At 63.3% G+C, this 12,064-nt stretch carries 13 protein-coding genes; 7 read left to right on the top strand and 6 right to left on the bottom strand.

The window, feature by feature from the left end; genetic code table 11:
- The first annotated feature begins 71 nt into the window (after positions 1-71).
- The 6 genes from NKH23_RS16880 (at position 72) to NKH23_RS16905 (ending at position 5,053) form a co-directional block, all read left to right on the top strand.
- Positions 72-872, top strand: coding sequence for an ABC transporter ATP-binding protein (locus NKH23_RS16880; protein WP_352717807.1), 801 nt, complete (start codon positions 72-74; stop codon positions 870-872).
- A complete protein-coding gene (locus NKH23_RS16885) occupies positions 869-1,618 on the top strand; it encodes an ABC transporter ATP-binding protein (RefSeq protein WP_352717806.1) in 750 nt (249 codons plus the stop codon). The genes NKH23_RS16880 and NKH23_RS16885 overlap by 4 nt, the downstream gene beginning before the upstream one ends.
- The gene (locus tag NKH23_RS16890) at positions 1,615-2,523 is read left to right on the top strand and encodes a branched-chain amino acid ABC transporter permease (protein WP_352717805.1); all 909 of its coding nucleotides are present in this window, start codon (positions 1,615-1,617) and stop codon (positions 2,521-2,523) included. Before NKH23_RS16885 ends, NKH23_RS16890 begins: the two co-directional genes overlap by 4 nt.
- Positions 2,520-3,503 (top strand): branched-chain amino acid ABC transporter permease, encoded by a 984-nt coding sequence (locus tag NKH23_RS16895; protein WP_352717998.1) that lies wholly within the window; start codon positions 2,520-2,522, stop codon positions 3,501-3,503. Before NKH23_RS16890 ends, NKH23_RS16895 begins: the two co-directional genes overlap by 4 nt.
- Positions 3,500-4,798 (top strand): NAD(P)/FAD-dependent oxidoreductase, encoded by a 1,299-nt coding sequence (locus NKH23_RS16900; protein ID WP_352717804.1) that lies wholly within the window; start codon positions 3,500-3,502, stop codon positions 4,796-4,798. The genes NKH23_RS16895 and NKH23_RS16900 overlap by 4 nt, the downstream gene beginning before the upstream one ends.
- Positions 4,799-4,906: 108 nt before the next feature.
- Positions 4,907-5,053: a hypothetical protein gene (locus tag NKH23_RS16905; RefSeq protein ID WP_352717802.1), complete on the top strand. Its 147-nt coding sequence runs from the start codon at positions 4,907-4,909 to the stop codon at positions 5,051-5,053.
- 52 nt (positions 5,054-5,105) lie between these two features.
- Here the strand turns inward: NKH23_RS16905 and NKH23_RS16910 are convergent, their stop codons facing one another.
- The 6 genes from NKH23_RS16910 to NKH23_RS16935 form a co-directional block, all read right to left on the bottom strand.
- On the bottom strand, positions 5,106-5,942 hold the full coding sequence (locus NKH23_RS16910) for a GNAT family N-acetyltransferase (protein ID WP_352717800.1): 837 nt from the start codon (positions 5,940-5,942) through the stop codon (positions 5,106-5,108).
- A 5-nt stretch (positions 5,943-5,947) separates the two neighbouring features.
- Positions 5,948-6,688, bottom strand: coding sequence for an aspartate/glutamate racemase family protein (locus NKH23_RS16915; protein ID WP_352717798.1), 741 nt, complete (start codon positions 6,686-6,688; stop codon positions 5,948-5,950).
- A gap of 2 nt (positions 6,689-6,690) precedes the next feature.
- Entirely contained in the window at positions 6,691-7,509 is an 819-nt protein-coding gene (locus tag NKH23_RS16920; RefSeq protein ID WP_352717797.1) for an ABC transporter permease, read from the bottom strand.
- A gap of 4 nt (positions 7,510-7,513) precedes the next feature.
- The gene (locus NKH23_RS16925) at positions 7,514-8,422 is read right to left on the bottom strand and encodes an ABC transporter permease (protein WP_353035091.1); all 909 of its coding nucleotides are present in this window, start codon (positions 8,420-8,422) and stop codon (positions 7,514-7,516) included.
- Between the two features lie 254 nt (positions 8,423-8,676).
- Positions 8,677-9,966 (bottom strand): ABC transporter substrate-binding protein, encoded by a 1,290-nt coding sequence (locus NKH23_RS16930; protein WP_023716671.1) that lies wholly within the window; start codon positions 9,964-9,966, stop codon positions 8,677-8,679.
- 36 nt (positions 9,967-10,002) lie between these two features.
- Positions 10,003-11,091, bottom strand: coding sequence for an ABC transporter ATP-binding protein (locus NKH23_RS16935; protein ID WP_352717795.1), 1,089 nt, complete (start codon positions 11,089-11,091; stop codon positions 10,003-10,005).
- Positions 11,092-11,349: 258 nt separating this feature from the next.
- Here NKH23_RS16935 and NKH23_RS16940 point away from each other — a divergent pair, with 258 nt between their 5' ends.
- A complete protein-coding gene (locus tag NKH23_RS16940) occupies positions 11,350-12,063 on the top strand; it encodes a GntR family transcriptional regulator (RefSeq protein WP_023676076.1) in 714 nt (237 codons plus the stop codon).
- The last annotated feature ends 1 nt before the right edge of the window (position 12,064 follow it).

Below are 12,064 nucleotides of genomic sequence, written 5' to 3' on the forward strand. Positions count from 1 at the left end.
GTGATCAAAGCAAGTGTGATCACAAATCAAAACCAGAAGGCGGCGACGATCGCTTTCGGCCAGAGGGTTCCATGAGTGACACAACCGCACAACAGAGGGCGGACACCCGTACGCCGGTTCTGACAGCCAGAAATGTCGTCCGGCGTTTTGGCGGCCTTGTCGCGGTCAACAATGTCTCGTTTGACGTCCAGCCGGGCGAAATACTCGGCCTTATCGGCCCGAACGGTGCCGGCAAGACGACGATGTTCGACCTGCTGGCCGGCAGCATCCTGCCGACCAGCGGCGAAATCTTTCTCAATGGCGTACTCGTTTCGGGAGAGGCAGCCCATCGCCGCATCGGCCGCGGCCTTGGCCGCACCTTCCAGATTCCTCGGCCGCTGCCCAACTTGACGCTGATCGAAAACGTCATGCTGGCCGCGCAGGGACAGGCCGGCGAAAGACTGCTCGCCAACTTCCTGACACCTCGGCGGGTCGCCGCCGAAGAGCGGACGGCCGAGACGAGGGCCATCGAGCTGCTCGAACTCGTGACGCTTGCCCGCCTCGCACATGAACCGGCGCGGGTGCTTTCCGGCGGCCAGCGCAAGCTGCTCGAACTCGCCCGCGTCATGATGGCCGACCCGGCGATCATCCTGCTCGACGAGCCGGCGGCCGGGGTCAACGCAACCCTGCTCGAGATCATTATCGACCGCATCCGCGACATCAATGCGCGCGGCATCACCTTCCTGCTGATCGAGCACAATATCGACATGGTGACGCGGCTGTGCCACCGCGTGCTGGTCATGGCGAGCGGGCAACTGCTGTGCGAAGGCACCCCGGACGAGGTGGCGCGCGACCCGCGCGTCATCGAGGCCTACCTCGGGGGCGCGGCATGAGACAAACGGTACTTGATGTCCGCGATCTCGAAGCCGGCTACGAGCCTGGCGTTCCGATCGTGCGCGGCGCTTCGATCACCGTCGACCAAGGCGAGATCGTCGTCGTTCTCGGTCCCAACGGCGCCGGCAAGTCGAGCCTTATCAAGGCGATCGCCGGCCTTGTCCCTGTCACCGGCGGCACGGTTCTGCTGGACGGCAAAGATATCACGGCGTCGCCCGCCCACACCATGGTCCGCCTTGGCCTTGCCTTCGTGCCACAGACAGAGAACATCTTCCCGCTGATGTCCGTCGAGGACAATCTCAAGGTCGCCTGCGGCATCCTGAAGCCGCGCGAGGTCCCTGCCCGCATCGCGGAAATGTATGCGGCCTTTCCCGATCTCGCCCGTCAGCGCAGAACGGCCGCGGGCAATCTCTCGGGCGGACAGCGGCAGATGCTGGCGGTCGCGCGGGCGTTGATCGTCCATCCCAAGGTGCTGGTGCTCGACGAGCCGTCGGCCGGCCTGTCGCCGAAATTCGTGGCGATGGTGTTCGAGATGCTGGCCGGCATCCGCAAGTCCGGCGTCACCATCCTGCTGGTCGAACAGAACGCCAAGGCAGCGCTTACCATTGGAGACCGCGCCTATGTGCTGGTCGAGGGCAAGGACTGGCACCAGGGCATCGCCTCCGAGCTCTGGAACGATCCTGTCGTCGCCGAGCTCTACCTTGGCCAGCGCCGCCCCAAACTTGGGAAAGGAGGCGCGGCATGAACCTGCAATTTGTCGTTGACGGACTGCTTGCGGGTTCGATGATCGGCCTCGGCGCCATCGGCGTGACACTCACCTATTCAATCCTGCGCTTCTCGAACTTCGCCCATGGCGACTTCATGGCCTGGGGCGCCTATGCGACGCTCGCCGTGGTTGGCGCCATCGGCGCGATGTTCGGCAAGATCGCGCCGATCGCTCCCCTCTCCTTCGGCTGGCCGCTGATCGCCGCGCTCATCATCGGCATGGCGGCCACCGGCCTGCTGGCGCTAGCGCTCGACATGGTGCTGTTCGCGCGGCTGCGAGCCAAGGGCCAGGCGATCATCGTGGTGATGGCGAGCTTCGGCGCCTCGATGGCGCTGAGAAGCCTGCTCGAATTCATCTTCACCTCGCGTCCGACCTATTTCAGCCGGGCCATCCAGATCGCGATGCCGATAGGCTTCGGCATTCGCATTACCCCCGACCAGATCGCGCTGCTGCTGCTGACCGCCGTTCTGGTGCTCGGCGTGCATCTCCTGATGACGCGGACCCAGACCGGCCGCTCGATGCAGGCGTTGAGCCAGAACGCAGCACTTGCCCGCATGGTCGGCATCGACGTCGCCAGGGTGGTGCGCGTCACCTGGATCATCGGCGGAGCGCTGGCCTGCGTCGCCGGCGTCATGATCGGCATTCTCATCCAGATCCGCCCATTCATGGGTTTCGAGATGCTGCTGCCGATGTTCGCGGCCGCCATCCTCGGCGGCATCGGCAGCGTGCCCGGGGCCGTTCTCGGCGGCCTGATCATCGGTCTGGCCGAAGCGGGTGCCGTGCAATTGATCGGCGCCGAATGGCGGGCGGCCGTCTCGTTCATCATCCTGATGGCGGTGCTGTTCGTGCGGCCCATCGGCCTTTTCGGAGTGAGGGAACGCTGATGGATCTGCTCGGCTACGGCGCCTTCTTCCTGACCACCGCGCTGATCTTTTCGCTCATCACGCTCGGGCTCAACCTGCAATGGGGGCTGACCGGGCTTTTCAATGTCGGGGTCGCCGGCTTCGTTGCCATCGGCGCCTACACCTCGGCGTTGCTGACCACGCCCGACGATGCCGCGCGACTGGGCGGCTTCGGTCTGCCTATCCTTGTCGGCTGGCTCGGTGCAATGGTCGTTGGCGGCGTCGCGGCCGCCATTACCGGCATTGCCACGCTGCGCCTGAGATCGGACTATCTGGCGATCACTACTTTCGGCGTCGCCGTCGTCGTGCAACTGGTAGCGCTCAATGCCCAGACGCTGACCGGCGGCCCGTTCGGCATCGGCTTCATCCCGCGTCCCTTCGGCGACCTCGCCGAAACGCCGTTGCTGTTCAATCTGTCGAACCTTGCCGTCGTCTCGGTAGTGACGCTGATCGTCTATCTCGCGCTGGAGCATCTGTCGCGCAGCCCGTGGGGGCGCGTGTTGAAGGCGCTTCGCGAGGATGAGCGGGCCGCGATATCCCTGGGCAAAAGCGCGCGGTTCTACCGCGTCCAGGCCTTTGCCGTCGGCGGCGCCATCATGGCGCTTGCCGGTGCGCTGCAGGCGCATTTCACCGGCTTCATCGCTCCGGACAATTATTTGCCGGCGCTGACTTTCCAGGTCTGGGTGATGCTGATCGTCGGTGGCTCCGGCAGCAATATCGGCGCCGTCACCGGCAGCATCCTGGTCTGGGCGATATGGGCCGGATCAGGAGCCTTGACCAGTATGTTGTTCTCGCCCGAACAACAGGCCCGCGCCGCCTCGCTGCAGATCGTCGCCATCGGCGTGATGCTGTGCGTCATCCTGCTGGTCAGGCCGAATGGCCTGTTCGGCGGCAGGCCGCGGCGTCCAAGCTTCGGCAAGCGTGTCCGAGTGACTACGGGTGAGAGCGGAACAACGTCATGATCGACGTTGCCGGGTCTTCCGGCCTTTCCCTCTGGCACGCCGTCGGCCGCAATCGCCGCGAACGGCCCGCCCTCGAAGGCCCACTCGATGTCGATCTGGCGATTGTCGGCGGCGGATTCTTGGGCCTTTCCACAGCGCTGCACACCGCCGAAAAAGGCATCTCGGTCGTCGTCCTCGAAGCGGAACTCATCGCCTGGGGCGCGACCGGCAGGAATGCCGGCTTCGTGGTGCCGAATTTTGCCAAGCGGGACCCGGACGATATCATTGCCCAGCTCGGACCCGAACGCGGCGAACGCCTTGTCGATTTCGCCGCCGGCAGCGCCGACCTCGTCTTCGACCTGATCAAGCGGCATGCCATCGAATGCGATGCCGTCCAGAGCGGCTGGATACAACCAGCCCATTCGCCGGCCGCTTTGCAAAAGACCAGATCGCGCGCCGAGCAATGGGCACGACGCGGAAGACCGACTGTTGGGCTGGATAGTCAGGCGGTCGAAGAGCTGACCGGTGTTCGCGGCTATCTCGGCGGCTGGATGGACAGGTTGGGCGGTGTCCTCAACCCGGTCGAATATGCGCGCGGGCTGGCCGACGCGGCGGAAAAAGCCGGAGCACGCATCTTCGAGCATACGCGCGTTGCATCGATCGGTCGCACAGGGGATGGCTGGGTTTTGAAGACGGCCTCCGGCTCGGTGCGCGCCGGAAAAGTGTTGATCGCCACCAACGCCTATGGCGGACATCTCGAGCGCACGCTGCAGCGAACCTACATCCCGCTGAAAATCTTCCAGATCGCGACGGCGCCGCTGCCGCGCGAAGTACGCACCCGGTTGCTTCCGGGCGGGCAAGGCGTCGGCGACACCAGGCGCAATCTTTTCACCTTCCGCTTCGACAGCGGAAACAGGCTGATCACCGGCGGCATGCATGTTTTTGGCCCCGGTGCCGACACGCGGGTGCCGCGGGCGATCTGGCGGCGGCTAGCGAAGCAGCTCCATCTCCAGGAAATCCCGCCGCTTGAATACAGCTGGTCGGGGATGGCTGCAGTCGAGCCCGACTTCCTGCCACACCTCGTCGATCTCGGCCCCGGCCTGATCGCGGGCTTTGCCTGTAATGGGCGCGGAATCGCCATGACCACTGCCATGGGCAAGGTGCTTGCGGATTGGGCTGATGGAACAAAGCCTCAGGATTTGCCGCTACCGTTTGGACCGCCGTCGCCAATCCCGTTCCGTAGCCTGATGCGGCATGCGCCAAACGTGTTGCTCCCCTGGAGCATGCTGCGCGACCGGCTGGACGAGGCAGGCTAGCTCGCCCTCGCCGCGCGCTTAGGATTACCGGGCTGATCGTGCGTGTCCGTCCGCCGTCCTGATCTCGAACTGCTAGACTCGCTCAAATCATGTTGTTAACGACAGCGGATGAAGCAGAACTATCTTTATCTCATCATCGGCGCTTTGGTCGTCGCCGTCATTGCCTTGGGCATTTACGTTTATCGCGAGGAGACTAAGCCGAAAGGCGTGGAACTTCGTATCGACGATACCGGCATTTCAGTTCAGGAAAAATAGACCACGTATTCCTGTTGCTCGACCTTGCGCGCTAGACGTCGGCTGCACCGCCTCACCCCAACTCCAGCGTCGTTATCGCAAAAACCCCGGACTGCATGAGCTGCGGCGCCCTTCCCTTGTACATTCGAGCGGTCTCGAAGCCCGGTTGAAGGCCGGCGGACGACAGCAAATCTGCAAATTGTCCGCTGGTTTCGGGAACGTCGAGATGGACGTTTCCAGGACCGGACATGTGCGCGAGCGCGGTAAAGAGATGGCTTGCCGCGTCCAGATCGTCGGCAAAGAGCGGGCCGATCTTGTAGCCGTCCCGGCATTGGCGCGCGACACCGTATCCCGCAATGGCGCCGTCCTTGATGATCGCAAGCGCCATATGCGGCGGGCGCAGCCAGTGTTCCAGGAAGGATCGCCTCGGGCCGGGAAAGAAGCGGCGGTCATAGTCCAGTATGTCCGGCACGAGCTCCGGCCCTATGGCGCGAATGTCGTTGCCGGCAGCTGCCGGGACATTGGGCGACCCCATGCACCGGACCGTCCGGTAGGCCGATGCAAAACCCATGCTGCGGTAGTTGGCCTGCTGTTCGACGACACCGTCGAGGCCGATCGTGCGGTTGCCGAGCCGCGCCATGCCGGCATCCCAGACGGCCTTACCGTGGCCTTGGCCACGCCTGTCCGGCCGGCAGATGTAGAGGCCGATGAAGCCGAAATCGTCGCCATAGGCAACGGCCGAAATACCGGCCGCCAGTTCGCCGTCGACAAAGGCGCCGATGAAGCCTTGCGGGTCGGCTGCCTGGAACAGCGCGGCGTCGCCGAGGCCGGGGTTCCAGCCTTCCGCCGCCGCCCAATCGACAAGGGTTTGCACTTCTTCAAGCGCGAGCGTTCGGATCGTTCGGGGCATTGCGATCACTCGGCGGCACCAGGCGCGAAGGATTTCAACGCGCCATGATAGGGCTTTGCCAATGGGCTTGCATAGGCGCCGCGCTTGGATGTCGTCAGGCCAAGCGCGATCAATGCCTCGGCCTGTTTCACCGCCGCGCCGACGCCGTCGACGACTGGAAGCCCGAATTCCCGCTGCAGCGCCGCCGCCAGATCGGCCATGCCGGCGCAGCCGAGCACGATCGCCTCGGCGCGATCCTCGTCTATGGCGCGCGCAATCTCGTTGCGCAGCCTGGGGAGTGCGCCGGACGCCGGATCTTCGAGGGCAAGAACCGGGATATCGGCAGCGCGCACGCGCGCGCGCCCCGCCATGCCATAGCGCTGCACCAGCCCTTCGACCGGCACGCGCGAACGTCCAGTGGTGGTGACGACGGTAAAGCGCTGGGCGATGAACGAGGCCGTGCTGAGCGATGCCTCGCAAATGCCGATGACCGGAATGTTGGCCATGGCGCGCGCGGCATCGAGGCCGGTGTCGTCGAAACAGGCAATGATCGCAGCCTGTGCGCCCGAGCGTTCGCCGGCAGCGATCTCCACCAGCAGGCCGGGCACGGCAAGTGCTTCATCGTAATAGCCTTCGATCGACACCGGTCCCATCGACGAGGTGACGGCAACGATCGTCGTCGATTGAGCAGCGACCGATCGGGCCGCCGCCGCAATAGTCTCGGTCATGCTGGCGGTGGTGTTCGGATTGACGACGAGGATCTGCACTGTCAGGCACGCTCGCGGCGGCGGCCGACATAGACGATCGCGCCGAGCGTCAGCAAGATCACCAGGAAGGAAAACACGGTCGTCACTGTGCCCAGCGCATAGAGCACCGGTGTCGTCACATTGGTCGTCATGCCGTAGATTTCGAGCGGCAGCGTGTTGAACGTGCCCGAGGTCATCAGCGTGCGGGCGAACTCGTCATATGACAGAGTGAAGCCGAACAGGCCGACGCCGATCAGGCTGGGTGCGATCATCGGCAACACGACATGGGCGAAGGTTTGCCAGGACGATGCTCCGAGATCCCGCGCGGCTTCCTCATAGGCCGGCGAGAACCGGTTGAAGACAGCAAACATGATCAGCACGCCGAAAGGCAAGGTCCAGGTCAGATGGGCGCCGAAAGCGGACGTGTACCAGGCGGGGCGGAAGCCGATCTGCTGGAAGACGACGCCAATGCCGAGGCTGATGATGATCGAGGGCACGACGAGGCTGGCGACGGCCAGATAGAACAGTGCGGTTGCGCCGCGAAATTTCTGCCGGAAGGCGAGGCCGGCAAGCAACGACACGACAACAGTCACCACCATCACCATCAGGCCAAGGACGAGCGAGCGCCTGAAGCTGCCGCCGAAGTCGCCGACCGCCTGGCGCTCGAACAGGTTGGCAAACCAGTGCAGCGAGACGCCGTTCAGCGGGAATGTCAGACCGCCATTCTCGCCCTGGAAAGAGAGGATCAGGATCGCCGAAAGCGGGCCGTAGAGGAACAGCACGAAAAGCGCGAAGAACGCCGCCAACACATAGAATTCAAGGCTGCGCTTGTCGCGGCTCATGGCCTCACAGCTCCTTGCGAATGTCGACGATGCGCAGGATACCCGCGACCATCAGCAGCACCAGCACCAAGAGCACGACGGCGTTGGCAGCCGCCGCCGGATACTGCAGCAGCGACATCTGGTTCTTCATCATTAGCGCGACGGAGGCGCTCTGCCCGCCGGACATCACCTGCACCGTCGAAAAGTCGGCCATCACCAGCGTCACGACGAAGATGGTGCCGATCGCCATGCCGGGCTTGGCGAGCGGAATGACGACGTTCCAGAGAACCTGCCAGCCGGAAGCGCCGGCATCGCGTGCGGCTTCGATCAGCGACTTGTCTATGCGCATCAGCGTGTTGAAGATCGGCGTCACCATGAACAGCGTGTAGAGATGCACCATGGCCAGAACCACGGCGAATTCGGAATAGAGCAGCCACTCAATCGGCTTCGGGATCAGCCCCATTTGCACCAGCGTCGAGTTGACCAGGCCGTTGCGGCCAAGCACGGGAATCCACGAGATCATGCGGATGATGTTGGAGGTCAGGAACGGCACCGTGCAGACAAGGAACAGCACCATCTGCATGGCCGTGGTCCTGATGTGGAAGGCGAGGAAATAGGCGACCCAGAAACCGATGAACAGCGTCAGCGCCCAGACGATGGCGGTGTATTTCAGCGTGTTCAGGTAGGTTTTCCAGGTGACCCAGGAGCCGAGCGTGTCGGCGTAGTTGGTGGTCAGGAAATCCGGATACATCGCCGCGAAATCGTAGTCCCAGAATGAGACCACGGCGATCATCAGGATCGGCAGCAGGAGGAACGCGCCGAGGATCAGCGCCAGCGGTGCCGCCTGGAGATAGGGTGCGACGCCGGCAAAGGAGCGCTTATGTCTGGCCGGCTTTGTGGCAATGGTTGCGGGCTGATCGAGTGCCACTGTCATCTGGAACAGCCCAAAGGTGTCGCACAAGGCCGATAATCTGGCAAACCGTGATCCTTCCCACCCCCCTCTGTCCTGCCGGACATCTCCCCCGCAAGGGGGGAGATCAGCAATTTCGCCGCTGGCTCTCCTTTTGAAACCTTGGAGATTGGCGAAAGCAGAAATGACGGCGCAATCTCCCCCCTTGCGGGGGAGATGTCCGGCAGGACAGAGGGGGGTGGGAAGGAATGAGGCATCTCAGTTGTTGCCCGGCTGCATCAAGCAGCGATGAACTCGTTCCAGCGCTTCACCATGTAGCGGTCTTCGTCCATGACCGAGTTCCAGCAGGCGACCTTGCCCATGCGCTCTTCGAACGAGCCGCCGTCACGCACGGCGCCGGCCTTTTCCATGACCTTGCCGTCCGGCGACAGGATATCGCCCTTTGCCGGCTTGCCTTCGATCCAGTAGCCCCACTCGTCCTCGGACATGAACTTCTTGGCCGACACCATGTTGGCCGAGTAATAGCCCTGGCGGTTGAGATAGCCGCCAACCCAGCCGGACGTGTACCAGTTGATGTATTCATAGGCGGCATCGAGTTCGGCGCCGGAGAGATGGGCTGCCAGGCCAAGCCCGCCACCCCAGGACCGGTAGCCTTCCTTGAGCGGCTGGAACCGGCACGCGATGCCCTTGGAGCGGACCGCGGCCACGGCCGGCGACCACATCGACTGGATCACCACTTCGCCTGAAGCCATCAGGTTGACGCTTTCGTCGAAGGACTTCCAGAAGGCACGGAACTGGCCGTCCTGCTTGGCCTTGATCAGGAAGTCGATTGTCTTGTCGATCTCCTCCTTGGTCATGTTGCCCTTGTCGGCATATTTGATATTGCCTGTGGCTTCCATGATCATTGCCGCATCCATGATGCCGATCGACGGGATGTTGAGGATAGCGGTCTTGCCCTTGAAGGCAGGATCCATGATGTCGGCCCAGGTGGTGATGTCACGGCCGACGAGGTCGGGGCGGATGCCAAGCGTATCGGCATTGTAGATCGTCGGCACCATGGTGAACCAATTGGTCGGTGCCTTGGCGAAGACCTTGCTGTCCTGCGCCTCGACGTAACCGACCGTATGCGGCGCGGTGCCCTGGGCGATGACGCTGTCCGGCGTCAGCTTGCCGGTTTTGAACAGCGGCACGAGCTCGTCGTAATATTTCAGCTTGGTGACATCCATCGGCTGCAGGACGCCTGTCGGGAACACCTTCTTGCAGATCCAGTATTCGATGTCGGCGATGTCGTAGCTGTCGGGCTGCGTCACGGCGCGCTGCGCGGCGGCGTCGGAATCGGTTGCCGTCATCTCCAGCGTGATGCCGAGGTCGGCTTTGCACTTGTCGGCGATGGCATTGAGGTTGGACACGCCGGTGCCGAACTGGCGCAGCGTGATGTTCGATTGCGCCCAGATGGTCGGAAAGCCTGATATGGCGCCGGAACCGGCGGCGAAACCGACGGCGGCGGCACCTGTCTTGAGCAGCGAACGACGCGATATTCCAGTCTTCTTGTCGGTGGTGTTGGTCATGTTCAGTTCCCCTGTTTTGATTGGTTATGCTGGGTTTCAGGAATCGAGACGGCCAAGGACGATCGCGTCCTCAGCGTCCCAGGCGATCGGCACGGCGTCGCCGACAGCAACCGGCCTGGCGAAGAAGCTGGTGTCGTCGACGATCACCGTGAAATCCTCGATGCCGGCGCCATTGACCGAGAGCTTCACGGTCGAACCGCGGTACTCGACGTTTGAAACGATGCCGGTGAAGCCGAGCCCGGCTGCCGGCGGCTCACCGATGCGCACGTGGTCGGTGCGAATGGCGATGTCGATGGGTTCCCCGGTCTCCCTGCCCTGCCCGCTCGCGGCGAGCGCGACGCCGCCGGGCACGTCGAAAACGACCATGCCGTCGCGACTGCCGCTGACGCGGCCGGAGATGACATTGTGGTCGCCCATGAAACGAGCGACGAAGGCGGTGGCCGGCCGCTCGAACACGATGCGGGGATGCGCCGCCTGCTCGATACGGCCGTCGTTCATGACCACGATCAGGTCGGCCAGTGCCATCGCCTCTTCCTGGCTGTGGGTGACGTGGACGAACGTGATGCCGAGCGACGTCTGCAGCTTCTTCAGTTCGGCCCGCATGCGGATCTTCAGGAACGGATCGAGTGCCGAGAGCGGTTCATCGAGCAACAGCGCCTCGGGATCGGTGATCAGCGCGCGGGCGAGAGCAACGCGCTGCTGCTGGCCGCCGGAAAGCTGCACCGGACGGCGGCCGGCATAGGCTTCCATCTGCATCAGCTTCAGCATGTCGAGTGCCTTGGCGCGGCGCTCCTCCTTGCCGACGCCTTTCATCTTCAGGCTGAACGCGACATTGTCGATCAGGTCGAGATGCGGAAACAGTGCGTAGGACTGGAACATCATGGCGGTGCCGCGCCTGGCCGGCGGCAGGTCGGTGACCACTGTGTTGCCGAGACGCACGTCGCCGCTCGATATGCTCTCGTGCCCGGCGATCATGCGCAGCGTCGAGGTCTTGCCACAGCCGGAGGGACCGAGCAGGCAGCAATAGGTTCCCGCAGGGATTTTCAGGCTGATCCCTTCGACAGCAGTCGTCGCGCCATAGACTTTCGAAACGGACACAATGTCGATTTCGGCGGCTTTGGACATCCAGCTTCCCCTTTGGTCGGATTAGCCAAAGCATCATGCGTGCCAGTTGCGCGCCGCCGCACCAACCGACTGAATCCTCGAAGAAATCGGGGCTGCATCTACGTGGCTGCCGATACGGCATCCTTGTGCAATGCACAAATTATAGGCGATTGCCGCCGATCCTCGCAAAAATCGTATGCAATCTTTTTCATCCCTGTATTCACTTTGTCTCTCGTCCAAGCGATGCGATTCAGGGTAGAAGTACGCAGGATCACCGCCATGAACATTGCCGACCAGACTTTCCCTGCTATCGAGGCCGCCAACGAGGATCGCGCGCAGGCGATCCGCGACCAGTTGCGCGACGCGATCGTCGATCGCCGGCTGGCGCCGGGAACCAAGCTTTCCGAAGGCGAAGTCGGCACGCTGTTCGATGTCAGTCGCACCGTGGCGCGCGCCGCACTGCAGATGCTTTCCTTCGAGGGATTGGTGCGTACCGAGCGCAATCGCGGCGCCTTCGTCGCCAATCCGTCGCCGGAGGAGGCGCGGCAGGTTTTTGCTTCGCGCCGCCTCATCGAACCAGGCATCGCGATTGCCGCCGCCGGACGGATGACGCCGGCACATGTCGCCGCGTTCAAGGCCCAGCTCGACGAAGAAGGCCGTTTCATCGCCGAACGCGGACCGAACGCAAGGCGATCGGAGATCAAGGCGTCGGGGGATTTTCACCTGCTTCTGGCGTCGGTCGCGGGAAACGTCATCCTGCAGCGCTTCATGGAGGAGCTGGTCGCTCGTTCATCGCTGGTGATCGCACTCTATGGCCGCTCGGGCATCTCGAGCTGCGGCCACAACGAACACACGCAGATCCTCGAGGCGCTGGAAAATGGCAATGCCGAACGCGCCAGCGCGCTGATGCTGCACCACATCGACCATATCGAAGCCGACCTCGATCTGCGCGTCAGGAGCGGCCCGGCACTCAGGCAGGCGCTCGAGTTCTGAG

Origin of the sequence: Mesorhizobium sp. M1328 (assembly GCF_040318075.1) — a bacterium.
In the GTDB taxonomy this organism is placed as follows: domain Bacteria; phylum Pseudomonadota; class Alphaproteobacteria; order Rhizobiales; family Rhizobiaceae; genus Mesorhizobium.